The following is a 16,775-nucleotide window of genomic DNA, read 5'->3' on the forward strand; positions in this document are numbered from 1 at the left end:
TACCATCACTTGCCTTCAAGCTCCTCGATGTCGGGCACGTAGAGGGAGAACTCCTCCTTTACCTCTTCCATCACTACGTAACTCTTGGACTCCTTGACCCCCGGCAAGGTCAGCACCACGTCGCCAAGCAGTTGGCGATAGGCTGCCATCTCCGGGATCCGGCACTTGAGGATATAGTCGAACTGCCCCGAGACCAGGTGACACTCCTGGATCTGGGGCAGCCTCGCCACGGCCCGGCGAAACTCGTCGAATACCGCTGGTGATTGGGTTTCCAGGCTTATCTCGACGAATACCAGCAGATTGGCCTTGAGGGCCCTGGGGTCGAGAACCGCCTTGTAACCACGGATGACGCCAGCCTTCTCGAGGCGCTTGACGCGCTCCAGGCATGGCGTGGTGGAGAGCCCGACCTGGGCGGCCAGGTCGACATAGGAGATGCGAGCATTTTCCTGCAGGCAGCGCAGGATATTGAGATCGATACGGTCGAGCGAGCGGGTTTTTGCTTTCATTATCGTATTTTGGCAAACCGGATCAGGGTGAATGGATGATGTCGCCACGTCGGTGGATCCACCCAAGAATCAGCGGTTATGAAGCACGCTGGGGGTGTAGAGACATGGAATCATGACGCCAATCGGAAATATTTCCTGAATAGGTGTACCACAGCACGCCCCCCCCCTCCAGTGGAGAACCCTCAACGTTAGCCAGCCATGCGACCGAGCGTCACTCGCTGCTGACCCGACAGGTCGTGATGACTGGCGACGTCAAGATACCCGGCCGCTTGGAGCAGTTGGCGAACGCGTTCGGCCTGGTCATGCCCATGCTCCATGGCCAGCCAGCCACCCGGTCGCAGATAGGGAAAGGCCGACTTGACAAGGCGACGCAGATCATCCAGACCATCCTCCCCCGCTACCAGCGCGCTGAGGGGCTCGAAGCGGACATCACCGAGCATGAGGTGAGGATCACTCTCGGCGATGTAGGGTGGGTTGGCGACGATCAAATCGAAGCATTCATTGGCCAGGGCCGAAAACCAGTCGCTGACCAGGAAGCGGACGTTGGCAATGTTCAATCTCTCGGCATTGGTGGCAGCGAGCGCCACCGCCTCCTCGATGCGGTCGATACCGGTTACCTGCCAGCCGGGGCGTTCACTGGCAAAGGCCAAGGCAATCGCACCGGTCCCCGTGCCCAGGTCCAGCAACCGTCCCTCTGTAGCAGTAGCCAGTTCCAGTGCAATCTCAACCAGGGTTTCGGTATCGGGGCGCGGGATCAGGGTATGCGGCGAAGTGGCAAGAGCCAGCCCCCAGAATTCACGCTGCCCGATCAGGTAAGCAACGGGATGACCCTCGGCCCGGGCCGCAACCAAGGCTTCAAATCGGGCTCGCTCAAACCCCGAGGCGGCCCTGTCGCCCCAGGTATAGAGCCAGGTCCGGTCGACGCCCAGCACATGCCCCAGCAGCACCTCGGCATCCAGCCGCGGACTAGCCGAGCCGGCCTCTGACAGCCGTTCAGCAGCACGACCGAGGAGCCTGTCGATATGCATCAGGCCTCCTGCTGCAGCGCTGCCAGCTGCTCGGCCTGGTGCTCGTGAATCAGCGGCTCGATGACTTCGTCGAGTTCGCCGGCCATCACTTCACCGAGCTTGTAGAGGGTGAGGTTGATACGGTGGTCGGTCAAACGCCCCTGGGGAAAGTTGTAGGTGCGTATCCGCTCACTGCGATCCCCCGACCCCACCAGCGAACGGCGTGTATCGGCCTGCTCGCGTCGCTGGCTGTCCTGGGCGCTCTGCTTGAGCCTGGCAGCCAGCAACGACATCGCCTTGGCGCGGTTCTTGTGCTGGCTGCGCTCCTCCTGGCATTCGACCACCACGCCGGTGGGCAGGTGAGTCAGGCGAATCGCCGAATCGGTGGTATTGACATGCTGCCCCCCGGCGCCACTGGAGCGAAAGGTATCCACGCGAAGGTCGGTTGGATTGATATCCACATCGCCCACCGTATCGGCTTCGGGCATTATGGCCACCGTACAGGCGGAGGTGTGAATGCGGCCCTGGGACTCCGTCGCTGGCACCCGCTGAACGCGATGGGCGCCGGACTCGAACTTGAGACGAGCATAGACCCCCTCGCCCTTTACTCGCGAGATAATCTCCTTGTAGCCACCCTGCTCGCCGTGGCTGGCACTGACCACCTCGACTTTCCAGCCCCGCTTCTCGGCATAACGAGAGTACATGCGGAACAGGTCGCCGGCGAACAGTGCGGCCTCGTCGCCGCCGGTGCCGGCACGCACCTCGAGGAAAACATTGCGGCTGTCGTCCGGGTCCCGTGGCACCAGCAACTGCTTGAGCCGGATCTCCAGTGCCGCCAGACGCTCCCGCCCCTCCACCAGCTCCATCTCGGCGAGCTCGCGCATGTCGGCATCGCTGTCGCCGGCCAGGTGCTCGGCATCTTCCAGCTCAGCCTCGACGAGGCGATAGTCGCGCCAGGCATCGACGAGGGCTTCGAGCTCGGCATATTCCCGGGAGTAGTCGCGAAACCGCGGCTGGTCGGCAATCACATCGGGCTCCGCCAGCAGGGCGGCGAGCTCCTCGAAGCGCTCAACGAAAGAGTCGAGTCGCTGGCGCAGGGTCGCTTTCATGGCGTTTCCTGTCAGGGTTTTGTTGATGAGGGGTCGAGCAGCAGCGCTTCGGCCGCCGTCAACAGGTCGCGACGCTCGCTTCCCGAGGCTTCACGCAGGGCGACCGTCGGCTGATGCAGCAGGCGATTGGTGAGCTGATGCGCGAGAATGCGTATCACCTCTTCCGGATCCTCGCCACGAGCCAGCCGCGCCATTGCCTGTTGCTCCGAGCGCTGGCGCAATTCCGAGGCCTGATCGCGATAGCGTCGAATCAACTCGCCTCCACCCCGGATGCGACGCTCGTGGAGCCAGACGCTGACACCATGCTCGATCAGCGACTCGGCCTGGTCTGCCGCAGCCTGGCGATGGCGCCGATTCTCCTGGATGACCTCGTTGAGGTCATCCACGGTATAGAGAAAGACGTCGTCCAGCTCACCCACTTCCGGCTCGATATCCCGTGGCACGGCAATATCGACCATGAAGATCGGCCGGTGCCGGCGCTTCTTGAGCGCCCTTTCGGCCATGCCCTTGCCGAGGATTGGCAGCGGGGCAGCGGTAGACGAGATGACGATATCCGAACGTACCAGCGCATCGGGAATCTCGTTGAGGGAGATCGCCTCGGCATTGAACTCCCTGGCCAGCACCTCGGCACGTTCACGGGTACGGTTGGCGACGATCATGTCGCGCACACCCGCCTCGCGCAGATGTCGCGCCACCAGCTCGATGGTTTCACCGGCGCCGATCAGCAGTGCCCGAGCACGCCCGAAATCGTCGAAAATCCGACTGGCCAGGCTCACCGCTGCGTAAGCCACTGATACCGGGTTCTGACCGATGCCGGTGCGTGTGCGTACCTGCTTGGCCACCGAAAAGGTATGTTGGAACAGCAGTTCCAGCTCGCCACCCAACCCACTGGCCAGACGCGCCGACTGGTAGGCCTCCTTGAGCTGACCGAGTATCTGCGGCTCGCCCAGCACCATCGAATCCAGCCCCACGGCCACCCGCATCAAATGACGGGCGGCCTCATTGTCGCGGTAGTGATAGGCGCACGAGGTCAGGTCATCCACCGGCAGCCCATGGAAATGGCTCAGCCAATCGAGAATCAGCCCCTCGCCGCTGGACTCGGTGACGCAATACAGCTCGGTGCGGTTGCATGTCGACAGCACGGCGGCTTCACGTACCTGCGGGACATGGCGCAGCTCCCCGAGCGCCGACTCCAACTGGGTAGGCGTAAAGGCAACCCGCTCGCGTACCGCGACGGTGGCGGTCTTGTGGTTGATTCCAAGGGCAAGAAGCGTCATGCGTTAGGCGTCTTCGCGTGGTGTCGTCAGGCGGTACCGAAACAAGAAAAATCCACCGCTGGTGGCGCTGCATTCTACCACAGCCTTACCTCTTCGGCGCCATGTACACCCTGGCGACAATTGACGTACGACAAGGGGGTGTCGTTTCCCTGACACAGGACGACAGTGGCGTCGATCCCTTTGCCCACCGGGCCCGAGTCGGTATGCTGGCAGCTGGCATCCTGGACGAGACACGCATGCCCCCGACCCTGACACGTTTCATTCGCCATGGACTGGCGCCCCTTGGACTTGCCGCCCTGCTGGCCGGCTGCCAAGGCAAGCCATTGATACACTCGATGCCGGTCCATGACGACCCGTTCGATTCCGCCCCTCCCATCCAACGGGGCCTGGATGCTGAGAGCTTCGCCACGCTGCTGGTGGCAGAGCTCTCCGGTCAACGCGGCGACTATCGCCGTGCCACCCGTGGCTACCTGGCAATGGCGGAACGCTATCAGGCCGCGGAGTTGGCTGAACGCGCCACCCTGGCGGCCCGCTTCAGCAATGACCCCGTGCTGCTCGAGGAAACGGTAGAACGCTGGCACCAGCTCTCGCCCACCGCCGAGGCGCCTCTTCGATTGCTCGCAGGGCTGGCCCTGCAGCGCGGGGACTGGGTAGGCGCCCTCGAAAAACGCCTGCTGCTGGTCGACCAGGGTGCTCACGGTGAACTCACCCTGTTCATGGAGTTGGCACTGGATGCCGGGGTCCCGCCCCTCCCGCTGCGCGAGCGGATGGACGAACACCTCAATCGCCCCGCCGCCAGCGATCACCCGCACCACCATGATGCGGTACTGGCCATGGCGATACTCGAGGCCGCCACAGGGCAGACACAGCGTGCCGAAGCCCGACTGAACACCCTGGCCCTTGATCACTCGGAGCTGCCGGCCCTGTGGATGACCCGTGCCCGCCTGGCACTGGACAAGGGCAATACCACTCAGGCTCGGGACGCCGCCCGGCGCGGCCTCGACGTCTCGCCGGATAATCCGCAATTCCTGCTGCTGCTGGCCCAGACCGAACTGCAGCTTGGCAATGTGGCTGCCGCCGAGGCGCACACCGACACACTGCTCGAGGAACACGAAGGCAATCAGGAGCTCCGCACGACGCTGGCCAGCCTGTTCATGGAGGGGGGGCAGCCCGAGGCCGCCCGCCGCCTCTTGCTACCCCTGGTGAGCGGCGACGAGCCTCCGCCTGCGGCGTTCTACCTCCTCGGTGCCATTGCCGAGCAGGAGGGTGAAATCGATAACGCCCTCCTCTACTACCGCCAGGTGGCACCGGGCGACGACTTCCTCAGGGCTCGCCTGCGTGCCGCTCGTATGTTGATCGAGGATGACCGCCTGCTGGACGCTCGCGCCTTCCTGCGCATCGAGCGGCTGCGCCACGAAGACCACTTCAACGACCTGATCATGCTGGAGATCGAGCTGCTGGACGAGGCCGGGATGGCGGCGGAAGCCGACGCACTGCTCGACCGGGAGCTCGCCCGCACCCCCAACGACGAATCGCTGCTCTATCTGCGCGCCATGCGTGCCTGGGCCGATGGAAACATCGAGGCCATGGATCGCGACCTGGGGCGTATCATCGAACGCAACCCGGATAACGCCACGGCCCTCAATGCACTGGGCTACACCCTGGCCGACCTGGACGTCAGGGATCGGCTAGAAGAAGCTCGGGAGCTGATCGAACGGGCCCATGAGATCGAGCCGGGTAATGCCGCCATCATGGATAGCCTTGGCTGGGTCCACTTTCGCCTCGGTGACCCGGAGCGCGCACTCTCCTGGCTGGAGCGAGCCTATGCCGCCATGCCCGATCAGGAGATCGCCGCCCATCTCGCCGAGGTGCTTTGGGCGCTCGATCGCCAGGACGATGCCCGTGCCCTGGTCGACGAGGCACTGCAACGTTTTGCCGAGCATCCTGTAATCGACGACCTGCTCGAACGCATTCCCGAGCTGACCCCCTGATCGCTACCGTTATTTTCCTTTCCCAGCCACGCACCCGCTGACGAGACACTGCCATGACGCTTCACGCCAATGCCCTGCGACTCTTGCTTTCGAGCCTGGCCTTGATGCTGCTGGCTGGCTGCGCCGCTCCCATGCCCGCCCCTGACTCCGATCGTGCATCAGGTCAGTGGGAGGCCCAGCAGGAACGCCTCGAGACCCTCGACACCTGGATGCTGGCCGGCAAGGCCGGGCTTCGCACCCCCCAGGAGAACACCAGCGCCAACCTCGACTGGAGCCAGCACCCCCACTACTATCGCATCCTCATCAGCGGCCCCTTCGGCAGCGGGCGCAATACGCTGGAGGGTCGCGAAGGCCGCTTTTCTCTCACCACTTCCGAGGGACGGTTCGAAGCCGAGACCCCAGAGGCATTGCTGCAACAGCAGTTGGGCTGGACCCTGCCGGTCAGTTCGCTCTCCGACTGGATTCGCGGCCTGCCTGCGAAGCACGGCCAATACCACATGGATCACGATGAACTCGGCTTCCCCCAGCGCCTGGAGCAGGACGGCTGGGAGATCGACTACCGCGACTGGACGCTGGTCGAGTCGCTGTGGTTGCCGCGTCGCATGATCATGGAGTACGGCGAGCTGCGTGTGACCTTGGTGGTCACCGACTGGCGCCCCGTCCTCGACGACTGATCCTGATGGCGACGCTGAACCTACCGGCTCCGGCCAAGCTCAACCGGATGCTGCACATTGTCGGTCGACGAGCCGACGGCTACCATGAGCTGCAGACGCTGTTCCAGTTTCTCGACTACGGCGACACGCTGCAGCTGACCCGGCGAGACGATGGCCATGTCACCCTGGCGCCGGCCATGCGTGGCATCGGTGCCGAAGAAAACCTCATCGTACGCGCGGCCAGGCTGCTACAGGCCGAGACCGGCTGCCGCCTCGGCGCCGACATCCACCTGACCAAGCGCCTGCCCATGGGTGGCGGCCTGGGCGGCGGCAGCTCCGACGCCGCCACGACGCTGCTGGGGCTCGACCGCCTATGGGGCCTGGGTCTCGGCGAGGATCGATTGGCCGTTCTGGGCCTGGCGCTGGGCGCCGATGTGCCGGTCTTCGTGCGCGGCCACTCTGCCTGGGCCGAAGGGGTTGGCGAACGACTGACACCGGTGACCCTGGATACCCCCTGGTTCGTGGTGATCCACCCCGGAGTCGCCGTCGCCACCGCAGCGGTGTTCGGCGCCGCGCAATTGACACGCGATACCCCCCCGATTACCATGGCGCGCGCACTGCAGGGGGGAGCGCCCAGTTGGCACAATGACTGCGAGCCGACGGTCCGGTCACTTTATCCGCCAGTGGCGGAAGCCCTTGACTGGCTGGGCAGGCGCGCACCGACCATGCTGACGGGAACCGGTGCCTGTGTCTTCGCTCGGATAGAGACCGACGCGGAGGCGAAGCGCATTGTGGCCGACCTGCCCAGCCGCTTCATGGCATTCACGGCGCGCGGCCTCAACCTCTCCCCGCTACATGCTGCTCTGGACCGCTGATCGTGCCAGGGTCACGAACTGCCGGTCGATGCGGACGAGGTGCCGAACCGATGAGTCCCGAGAGCCCCCCAACACTGCATAGGTGGATGCGCGTGTCAAAATTGATGGTTTTTGCCGGGAATGCCAATCCCGAACTCGCCCAGAAGATCGCTGAGAGTCTGGACACCCGCATGGGTAACGCCACGGTTGGGCAGTTCAGCGACGGCGAGATCGCGGTCGAGATCAACGAGAACGTTCGTGGCAAGGACGTCTTCATCCTGCAGTCCACCTGCGCGCCGACCAACGACAACCTGCTCGAGCTGATTCTGATGGTAGACGCCCTGCGCCGGGCTTCCGCCACACGGATCACCGCCGTGGTGCCCTACTTCGGCTATGCCCGCCAGGATCGCCGCGTCCGCTCCGCCCGCGTGCCGATCTCCGCCAAGGTGGTCGCCGACATGATGGTCAAGGCTGGCGTCGATCGGGTGATGACCATGGACCTGCATGCCGACCAGATCCAGGGTTTCTTCGATGTGCCGGTGGACAACGTCTACGGCTCACCGATCCTGCTCGACGACATCGAGCGCCAGAACTACGACGACCTGGTGGTGGTGTCTCCCGACGTGGGCGGCGTGGTCCGCGCCCGCGCCATCGCCAAGCAACTCAATGCCGATCTCGCCATCATCGACAAGCGTCGCCCTCAGGCCAACCAGGCTCAGGTAATGCACATCATCGGCGAGATCGAGAACCGTACCTGCGTCGTGGTCGACGACATGATCGATACCGCCGGCACCCTGTGCAAGGCCGGTGAAGCGCTCAAGGCCCATGGCGCTCGCCGCGTGGTCGCCTACGCCACCCACCCGATCCTCTCCGGCCCTGCTGTGGAAAACATCGCCGGCTCGGTACTCGATGAAGTGGTCGTCACCGATACCATTCCGCTGTCCGACGTGGCTCGACGCAGCGGCAAGATCCGCCAGCTCAGCGTAGCCGGCCTGATCGCCGAGGCGATCCGCCGGGTCAGCAATGAAGAATCCGTCAGCGCCATGTTCCACTGAGTCTCAGCGACTTTCAGCAAGAACAGGGCGTCGGAAAAGTGCCCCAAGGGGCTTTCGGGAACACGGTGGTCAGGTCGCGGTCTGCCGTGATTTCCTTATCTCAAGCAAGAGGCAACATCATGTCCGATTTCACTCTCAATGCCAGCGTTCGCAACGACCTGGGGAAAGGTGCGAGCCGCCGCCTGCGTCGTGAGAACCTCCAGGTGCCGGCCATCATCTATGGTGGCGAAAAGGCGCCGCAGCCCATCTCCGTCGAGAAGGCCGCCTTCTACAAGGCCATCGAAGACGAATCCTTCTTCTCCTCGGTGCTCAACCTGGTCGTCGATGGCAAGAAGCAGCAGGTCGTCGTGCGTGACCTGCAGCGTCACCCGTACAAGCCGCTGGTCACCCATGCCGACTTCCTGCGCGTGGACGCCACCCACGAAATCACCATTCGCGTTCCGCTGCATGTCGTGGGCGAAGAGAAGTCCAAGGGCATCAAGGACGACGGTGGCGAGCTGCACGTGCTTTCCAACGAGATCGAGATCAGCTGCCTGCCCAAGGACCTGCCCGACTTCCTGGAAGTCGACATCGCCGAGGTCGAGCTGGGTACCACCCTGCACCTCTCCGACCTCAAGGTGCCGGCCGGTGTGACCCTGGTCGAGCTCTCCTACGGCGCCGACCACGACAATGCCGTGCTGACCATCAGCAAGCCCAAGGTTCGCGGTGAAGATACCGAAGGCGAGGAAGGTGAAGGCGAGGAAGGCGAAGGCGCGGCCGAATAATCGGCCCTGTCGGGGCCGCCCTGCGGCGGCCCCTTCCCGACCCGACCAAGCGCTACGGCGCTTGTTTTTTTTGGAGACCCCGCATGCCCCAGGTGAAAGCGATCATCGGGCTGGGCAATCCCGGTGGCGACTATGCCGAGACCCGTCACAATGCCGGCGCCTGGCTGGTGGAAATCCTGGCACGCCAGGCCGGTACCGAGCTGCGTCCGGAAAAGAAGTTTCTGGGCCTCTATGCCAAGGTAAGGCTCGACGGTCAGGAATTGCACCTGCTCGAACCCACGACCTTCATGAACCGCAGCGGTGCCGCCGTGGCGGCCCTGTGTCAGTTCTACAAGATCGCTCCCGAGGAACTGCTGGTAGCTCATGACGAGCTGGACATCCCCCCCGGCGCGGCTCGTTACAAGCAGGGCGGTGGCCATGGTGGGCACAACGGCCTGCGCGATATCATCAGCGCCCTGGGTAACGACAAGGGTTTCCATCGCCTGCGCATCGGCATCGGCCATCCCGGCGATTCACGCCAGGTCACCCACTACGTTCTGGGCCGCCCCGGCAAGGCCGAGCTCGGCGCCATCGGCGGTGCCATCGGTGAATGTCTGGCTACCCTGCCGCTGGCCGTCGCCGGCGACTGGGCCCGCGCCATGAGCCGGCTGCACAGCTTCAAGGGCTGACCCCGACGCCATTTTCGCCATTACTTTCAGGACATCATCATGGGTTTCAACTGCGGTATCGTCGGCCTGCCCAACGTCGGCAAGTCCACCCTCTTCAACGCCCTGACCAAGTCCGGCATCGATGCCGAGAACTTCCCCTTCTGCACCATCGAGCCCAATGTCGGCATCGTGCCGATGCCGGACCCACGCCTCGATGCGCTGGCCGCCATCGTCAAGCCGCAGAAGGTCCTGCCCACCACCATGGAGTTCGTGGATATCGCCGGCCTGGTGGCGGGCGCGTCCAAGGGCGAGGGCCTCGGAAACAAGTTCCTGGCCAACATCCGCGAGACCCAGGCCATCGCCCATGTGGTGCGCTGCTTCGACAACGACAACGTCATACACGTGGCCAACCAGGTCGACCCACGGGCCGATATCGAGATCATCAACATGGAGCTGGCCCTGGCCGACCTCGACACCGTGGAGCGGGCCATCCAGCGCCTGGTACGTGTCGCCAAGGGCGGCGACAAGGAAGCCATCGCCACCAAGGCCATCCTGGAACACATTCTGCCCCACCTGGCGGAAGGCCAGCCGCTGCGCAGCTTCGGCCTCGACGATGACGAGCAGCGCCAGCTCAAGAGCTTCGGCTTCCTCACGCTCAAGCCGACCATGTACATCGCCAACGTCAACGAGGACGGCTTCGAGGACAATCCCTACCTCGACGTGGTGCGTGAGATCGCCGCGGAGGAAGACGCCGTGGTGGTGCCGGTGTGCAACCAACTGGAGGCGGAGATCGCCGAGCTCGACGACGAGGAACGCGCCATGTTCCTCGACGAGATGGGCATGGAAGAGCCGGGGCTCGACCGGGTGATCCGCGCGGGCTACGGTCTGCTCGGCCTGCAGACCTACTTCACCGCCGGGGTGAAGGAAGTCCGCGCCTGGACGGTCAAGGTAGGTGCCACCGCCCCGGAAGCCGCCGGCGTGATTCATACCGACTTTCAGAAGGGCTTCATCCGCGCCGAGGTCGTCGCCTATGACGACTTCGTCACCCTCGGCGGCGAACAGGGCGCCAAGGATGCCGGCAAGTGGCGCCTGGAAGGCAAGGAGTATGTGGTCAAGGATGGCGACGTGATTCACTTCCGCTTCAATGTGTAACCACAAACCTTGACCTGCCGGAGGCGAGTCCGTAAACTTCGCCTCCGTTGAATGGCTACGTAGCTCAGCTGGTTAGAGCACATCACTCATAATGATGGGGTCCCCTGTTCGAATCAGGGCGTAGCCACCAAGCATTCAAAAAACCCGGCGCCATTGGCGCCGGGTTTTTGTATGACAAGTGTCCTCGCTATTTGAGCTCCGGGACCAAGCCTGCGAGGAGGCGCTGTAAATACATCCCTGTACGCTACCGACGCCCTGCTTCGCTCTCGCGTCCTGCTCCGCTTGCAGGACCGGTGCTGGCCATCCATGGCCAGCCCGTTCGAAGCAGTGCTTCTCACCCCTGGCGTAGGACCTCCTCTTCGCCCTGCCCCCAGCGCCTCTCGTACGTCGCTCAGGCCAGCTCGGCGCGATTGCAGAAGGCAACGAGCGCCCGCGTCAGGTATTCCACGTCCTGGGCGCCGGCGGTCTCGCGAATCGAGTGCATGGCCCACTGGGGGACGCCCACGTCCAGCGTCGGCACGCCTAGCTCGGTGGCGGTAATCGGCCCGATCGTGCTGCCACAGCCCATGTCGGCGCGGGTCGCGAAGGCCTGGACCGGCACCCCGGCCTCGCGGCACAGGTCGCGGAACAGCGCCGAGGTGGCGCTGGTGGTGGCATAGCGCTGATTGGCATTGATCTTGATCACCGGTCCGCCGTTCAGGGCCGGCCCATGGGCCGCATCGTGTTTGTCTGGGAAGTTGGGGTGCAGGGCGTGGGCGTTGTCGCAGGAGATCATGCGCGAAGCCTGGATCAAGCGGATGAAGCCCTCGTCTTTCGCTTCCCCCGCCCCGCCCACCTCGCCGAGCTGGGCATTGACGCGGCGCAGGACATCCCCCAGGAAGGGCCCCTGGGCCCCGCAGGCGCTGGCGCTGCCGACCTCCTCGTGATCGCTGGAAACCAGCACGACCCCCTGGGCCCCATCCGACTCGAGCAGCGCCTCCAGGCCGATGAAGCAGGAGAGCAGGTTGTCGAGCCGGGCACTGGCGATCAGCTCGCCCTTCACCCCCACCCGCGCCGGCGGCTGGGTATCGAAGAGCCCCAGCTCGAAGTCGAGAATCTCCGCGTCCCCGATGCCATGCTGGGCATCGAGCCACTCCAGCAGCAGCCGGGTGAAGTCCTCTTTCTCGCCTCCCTGGAGAAAGACCGGCGCCATCTGGGTCTGGGCGTTCAGCGCACGCCCGTTGTTGGCTTCGCGGTCCAGGTGAATCGCCAGGCTGGGTATGATCGCCACGGGGCGGTCGACACGCAGCAGCAGGCCCTCCAGCCGACCATCGGCCCTGCGCAGATGAACGCGTCCCGCCAGGCCCAGGTCACGGTCGAACCAGGGAGCCAGCAACGCCCCGCCGTAGAGCTCGACACCCAGTTGCAGCCAGCCTGCCGAGGTTGTCTGGGCGGCATTGGGCTTGAGTCGCAGGCCGGGACTATCGGTATGGGCCCCGATCATGCGCAGGGCGTCGAGGCCCTCCCAGGGCAGTTGCATGGCAATGATGGAGGAGTCGTTGCGGGTGACATAGAACCGCTCTCCGGACGCCAGCTGCCATGGGTGTGATTCATCCAGACGACGAAAGCCGGCGGCCTCGAGTCGCTCGGCCATGACCGATACGGCGTGCCAGGGAGAGGGCGAGCGCTGCAGAAAGTCGAGCAGCCGCTCAAGACGGGCTTCCTGAGACATGAGAATCCTCTTCAGGGGGGTCTGTGGTTGACGAGACAGCTGCTACAATACCGTGTCGTCCTTTGCAACTCGCAAGCCTTGCGCGTGTCTAGGGAAGGAAGTTTACACGAAACCGGGAGTGCTTCATTGATGAGCCTGCTAGCCGTTATTCGGCACTCAGCCACCCTGTTGGCGCTTGTATTGCTGACCGGCAATGTGGCGCTGGCGCAGATTCAGCCCAGCGAAGCTCAGCGCCAGGCGGCGGTAGAGGTAGCCGAGTCGCTGCGCTATGGCCACTATGCCGACGCCCCCCTCGACGATGATTGGTCGCGGCTAGCGTTCGAGCGCTACCTCGATGTGCTCGACGGACAGCGAGCGTTTCTGCTCGGCAGCGATGTCGAGGACTTTCGTCACCTCGAGGAGCGCATCGACGACATGATCTTCGAGGGAGAGCTGGCCCCCGCCTATGAGCTCTACCAGCGCTATCACGATCGTGCCGAGTCGCGCTTCGAGTGGCTGCTGGACAAGATCGACGAGGGGCTCGGCTACAGCTACGACACCGATATGCGCCTCGAACTCGACCGCCGCGAGGCAAACTGGGCCGAGACTCAGGACGAGTTGGACCAACTTTGGGGCAAGCGTCTCAAGAACGCCGCCCTCACCCTCGACATCACCGGCCAGGACGAAGAGCAGGTCGAGACCAACCTGCGCCAGCGCTACGAGGGTCAACTCTCTCGGCTTCGCCAGACCAATGGGGAGGACGTCTTCGGCCTGCTCATGGCCGCGGTGACCAGCAGCATCGACCCCCACACCGAATACCTTTCTCCCCGCCAGGGCGAATCCTTCGATATCCAGATGCGCCTGTCACTGGAGGGCATCGGCGCCATGCTGCAGTCCGATGGCGAATACGTGAAGGTCTCGAGCCTGGTGCCCGGGGGTCCGGCGGACCGTGCCGGCGTGCTGGAGCCGGCCGATCGCATCATTGGTGTCGGCCAGGAGGACGGAGAAGATGTCGTCAACGTGATAGGCATGCGTCTGGACGAGGTCGTGGACCTCATCCGCGGCCCCAAGGGCACCGTGGTGCGCCTGGAAGTGGTCCCCGCGGAAGCCATGGACATGACGCGCTCCCACGAGGTCGAGATCACCCGCGACACCGTTGACCTGGAAGACCAGGCGGCCAAGGGTGAAATCATCGAAGTCGAGCGTGACGACGGCATGCAGCGTATCGGCGTGATCAAGATACCCACCTTCTATGTCGACTTCGATGCCTGGCAGGCCGGCGAGGAAGAGTTTCGCAGCACTACCCGTGACGTTGCCCGTGAGGTTGAGCGGCTCAAGCAGGAGGGTGTCGATGGCATCATGCTCGACCTGCGCAACAACGGCGGCGGCGCCCTGCAGGAGGCCAATTCCCTGATTGGGCTGTTCATCGACCGCGGCCCCACCGTACAGGTGCGCGATGCCCGGGGGCGCATCAGCCTCTATGGCGACACCGAGGCCGGCACGCTTTACGATGGTCCGCTGGCGGTACTGGTCAACCGGCTATCGGCATCGGCCTCGGAAATCTTTGCCGGCGCCATCCAGGACTACGGCCGCGGCCTGGTGCTGGGCAATGCCACCTTCGGCAAGGGTACCGTGCAGACATTGAGCGAGCTGAGCCACGGCCAGATCAAGCTCACCCGTGCCAAGTTCTACCGCATCTCCGGGGAGAGCACCCAGCACCGCGGCGTCGAGCCGGACATCCTGTTCCCCAACCTGGTGGACCCCGAACGGATCGGCGAAAGCAGCCTGGACAATGCGCTGGAGTGGGATACCGTTCAGGAGGTGCAGTATCGTCATTACGGCGAGCCTTGGGAGTATCTGGAAACCCTGCGCTCCCGTCACAGGGAGCGTGCCGAGACCCACCCCAACTTCGTCTTCCTGGAGCAGCGCGCCGACTTGGCCCGTCGCCTGCGCGAAGAGCATACCAGCGTGAGCCTGGACCGCGAGCAGCGCCAGCGTGAAGTCGAGACAAGGGACGCCGAGCAGCTCTCGCTGGAAAACCAGCGCCGCGAAGCCCTGGGCCTCGACCTTCTCGATGAGCTGGTGGATGCCCGTACAGAAGACCTCGACGCCGCCGACGACGAACCAGTGGAACGTGTCCAGGTGACCGAGGCCGCTGCCATTCTCGCCGACTACGCCGAACTCACCCAGCGCCGCATGGCTTCTCGCTTCTGATACCCTCTCCCTCCGGCCGATGCCGGAGGGAGCCCTTCCGATGCATCGCCCCCAACTATCGTTCCCCCCTTCAGTCCGGCCACCCTTCTCGTTCCTTGAGCGCCACGCCGCATCGAGTTTGGCAACCCCCGCAAACTGCGCCATAATCGGAATGACTGTCGTGCTAGTATCCTGTCATACAGGTTATATGCTGCCACTCAACGATTTCCGGAGCCCCCATGCGACTGCAGAACAAGACGGCGCTGATCACCGCTGCCGGCCAGGGTATCGGCCGGGCCACGACGCTTCGTTTCGCCGCTGAGGGCGCCCGGGTCATCGCCACCGACATCAATGCAGCTTCACTTGCCGAGCTTTCCTCAACGCCGGGCGTCGAGACGCGACGACTGGACGTGCTGGATGCCGCTGCCATCGAGGCATTAGCCGGCGAGCTGCCCCCCCTGGATATTCTCTTCAACTGCGCCGGCTACGTGGCCAGCGGTTCACTGCTTAGCGGTACCGAGGAGGACTGGGAGCTGTCGCTGGCGCTCAATGTCACCGCCATGATGCGCATGATACGGGCCCTGCTTCCCAAGATGCTGGACCACGGCGGCGGCAGCATCATCAACATGGCCTCGGTGGCCTCGAGCCTCAAGGGCGTGCCCAACCGCTGCGCCTACGGCACCACCAAGGCGGCGGTGCTCGGACTGACCAAGTCGGTAGCCGCCGACTATATCGGGCAGGGCATTCGCTGCAATGCGATCTGCCCCGGCACCGTGGACTCCCCCTCGCTGCGCCAGCGCATTCGGGCCCAGGCGATGCAGCAGGAGCGGGAGGAGCCCAGCGTCTACGACGAATTCATCGGGCGCCAACCGCTGGGCCGGCTCGGCACCCCTGATGAAATCGCCGCACTCGCCACCTACCTCGCCGCCGACGAATCCTCCTATACCACCGGCACCGCCCAGGTCATCGACGGTGGTTGGCTCATCTGAGAACGAATGACAGACAAGGACACCCCATGAAACTGCTGCGCTTCGGCCCCAAGGGCCACGAGAAACCCGGCCTGCTCGACAACGACGGCGTGATCCGCGACCTGTCGGCCCATATCGATGACCTCGCCGGGGCCCGCCTTGGCCGCGACAGTCTCGCCAGGCTGACCGAGCTCGATGTTTCGCGCCTCCCCTCGGTGGCACCCGACACTCGCCTTGGCCCCTGCGTCGGCGGGGTCGGCAAGTTCATCTGCATCGGCCTGAACTACTCCGACCATGCGGCCGAAACCGGCGCCCAGGTACCACCGGAGCCCGTCGTCTTCAACAAGTGGACCAGCGCCATCTGTGGCCCCGACGATGAGGTGATCATTCCCCGGGATTCGCAGAAGACCGACTGGGAGGTGGAACTCGGTGTGGTGATCGGCAAGGGCGGCCGCTACATCGACGAAGCCGACGCCATGGAACATGTCGCCGGCTATTGCGTGATCAACGACGTCTCCGAACGGGAATTCCAGCTCGAGCGCAGCGGCACCTGGGACAAGGGCAAGGGCTGTGACACCTTTGGCCCCATGGGCCCATGGCTGGTCACCCCGGACGAGGTGCCCGACCCCCACCAGTTGGACATGTGGCTGGAGGTAGATGGCCATCGTTACCAGGACGGCAACAGCCGCACCATGGTCTACCGCATTCCCTTCCTGATCAGCTACCTGAGCCGGTTCATGAGCCTGCAGCCGGGCGATGTCATCTCCACCGGCACCCCGCCAGGCGTGGGCATGGGCCAGCAGCCGCCGGTCTATCTCAAGCCGGGCCAGCGCATGCGCCTGGGCATCGAAGGCCTCGGCGAGCAGCATCAAGCCGTCATCGCCGAGCCGCGGCGCTGAATCGGAGCCA

The 16,775-nt window shown here is 64.3% G+C and carries 15 protein-coding genes and 1 tRNA gene; 11 read left to right on the plus strand and 5 right to left on the minus strand.

The features are described from left to right. Positions 1 to 5: 5 nt before the first annotated feature. The 4 genes from DU505_RS04560 to hemA form a co-directional block, all read right to left on the minus strand. Positions 6 to 506, minus strand: coding sequence for an Lrp/AsnC ligand binding domain-containing protein (locus DU505_RS04560; RefSeq protein WP_114477801.1), 501 nt, complete (start codon positions 504 to 506; stop codon positions 6 to 8). Positions 507 to 694: 188 nt separating this feature from the next. Beyond that, positions 695 to 1,534 carry a peptide chain release factor N(5)-glutamine methyltransferase gene (prmC, locus tag DU505_RS04565; RefSeq protein WP_114477802.1) on the minus strand — a complete coding sequence of 280 codons (840 nt, stop codon included), beginning with the start codon at positions 1,532 to 1,534 and terminating at the stop codon, positions 695 to 697. After that, a complete protein-coding gene (gene prfA / locus DU505_RS04570) occupies positions 1,534 to 2,622 on the minus strand; it encodes a peptide chain release factor 1 (RefSeq protein ID WP_114477803.1) in 1,089 nt (362 codons plus the stop codon). The genes prmC and prfA overlap by 1 nt, the downstream gene beginning before the upstream one ends. Before the next feature lie 11 nt (positions 2,623 to 2,633). Beyond that, positions 2,634 to 3,899 (minus strand): glutamyl-tRNA reductase, encoded by a 1,266-nt coding sequence (gene hemA, locus DU505_RS04575; RefSeq protein ID WP_114477804.1) that lies wholly within the window; start codon positions 3,897 to 3,899, stop codon positions 2,634 to 2,636. A 236-nt stretch (positions 3,900 to 4,135) separates the two neighbouring features. Between hemA and DU505_RS04580 the strand changes: the two genes are divergently transcribed. The 8 genes from DU505_RS04580 (at position 4,136) to DU505_RS04615 (ending at position 11,145) form a co-directional block, all read left to right on the plus strand. Beyond that, positions 4,136 to 5,890, plus strand: a complete 1,755-nt coding sequence (locus tag DU505_RS04580; protein WP_114477964.1) for a tetratricopeptide repeat protein — start codon at positions 4,136 to 4,138, stop codon at positions 5,888 to 5,890. 53 nt (positions 5,891 to 5,943) lie between these two features. Then, entirely contained in the window at positions 5,944 to 6,564 is a 621-nt protein-coding gene (gene lolB / locus DU505_RS04585) for a lipoprotein insertase outer membrane protein LolB (protein WP_114477805.1), read from the plus strand. Positions 6,565 to 6,569: 5 nt separating this feature from the next. Continuing rightward, entirely contained in the window at positions 6,570 to 7,418 is an 849-nt protein-coding gene (gene ispE, locus DU505_RS04590) for a 4-(cytidine 5'-diphospho)-2-C-methyl-D-erythritol kinase (protein ID WP_114477806.1), read from the plus strand. 92 nt (positions 7,419 to 7,510) lie between these two features. Then, the gene (locus tag DU505_RS04595; protein ID WP_181872726.1) at positions 7,511 to 8,452 is read left to right on the plus strand and encodes a ribose-phosphate pyrophosphokinase; all 942 of its coding nucleotides are present in this window, start codon (positions 7,511 to 7,513) and stop codon (positions 8,450 to 8,452) included. A gap of 119 nt (positions 8,453 to 8,571) precedes the next feature. Beyond that, a complete protein-coding gene (locus tag DU505_RS04600) occupies positions 8,572 to 9,216 on the plus strand; it encodes a 50S ribosomal protein L25/general stress protein Ctc (RefSeq protein ID WP_114477808.1) in 645 nt (214 codons plus the stop codon). 83 nt (positions 9,217 to 9,299) lie between these two features. Then, the gene (gene pth / locus DU505_RS04605) at positions 9,300 to 9,884 is read left to right on the plus strand and encodes an aminoacyl-tRNA hydrolase (RefSeq protein WP_114477809.1); all 585 of its coding nucleotides are present in this window, start codon (positions 9,300 to 9,302) and stop codon (positions 9,882 to 9,884) included. 39 nt (positions 9,885 to 9,923) lie between these two features. Continuing rightward, positions 9,924 to 11,015: a redox-regulated ATPase YchF gene (gene ychF, locus DU505_RS04610; RefSeq protein ID WP_114477810.1), complete on the plus strand. Its 1,092-nt coding sequence runs from the start codon at positions 9,924 to 9,926 to the stop codon at positions 11,013 to 11,015. A 53-nt stretch (positions 11,016 to 11,068) separates the two neighbouring features. Then, positions 11,069 to 11,145 (plus strand) — tRNA-Met (locus tag DU505_RS04615). Positions 11,146 to 11,406: 261 nt separating this feature from the next. On the opposite strand, the gene DU505_RS04620 is transcribed toward DU505_RS04615, so the two are convergent. After that, on the minus strand, positions 11,407 to 12,726 hold the full coding sequence (locus DU505_RS04620) for a M18 family aminopeptidase (protein ID WP_114477811.1): 1,320 nt from the start codon (positions 12,724 to 12,726) through the stop codon (positions 11,407 to 11,409). Positions 12,727 to 12,855: 129 nt separating this feature from the next. Between DU505_RS04620 and DU505_RS04625 the strand changes: the two genes are divergently transcribed. From DU505_RS04625 to DU505_RS04635, 3 genes are all read left to right on the plus strand, one after another. Further along, positions 12,856 to 14,919 (plus strand): carboxy terminal-processing peptidase, encoded by a 2,064-nt coding sequence (locus tag DU505_RS04625; protein ID WP_114477812.1) that lies wholly within the window; start codon positions 12,856 to 12,858, stop codon positions 14,917 to 14,919. A 218-nt stretch (positions 14,920 to 15,137) separates the two neighbouring features. Continuing rightward, complete coding sequence (locus DU505_RS04630) at positions 15,138 to 15,887, plus strand: SDR family oxidoreductase (protein ID WP_114477813.1); 750 nt, start codon at positions 15,138 to 15,140, stop codon at positions 15,885 to 15,887. Positions 15,888 to 15,913: 26 nt separating this feature from the next. After that, positions 15,914 to 16,765, plus strand: coding sequence for a fumarylacetoacetate hydrolase family protein (locus tag DU505_RS04635; RefSeq protein ID WP_114477814.1), 852 nt, complete (start codon positions 15,914 to 15,916; stop codon positions 16,763 to 16,765). Positions 16,766 to 16,775: the final 10 nt, after the last annotated feature.

The sequence above is a fragment of the Billgrantia montanilacus genome, assembly GCF_003336675.1.
Lineage (GTDB): Bacteria > Pseudomonadota > Gammaproteobacteria > Pseudomonadales > Halomonadaceae > Halomonas > Halomonas montanilacus.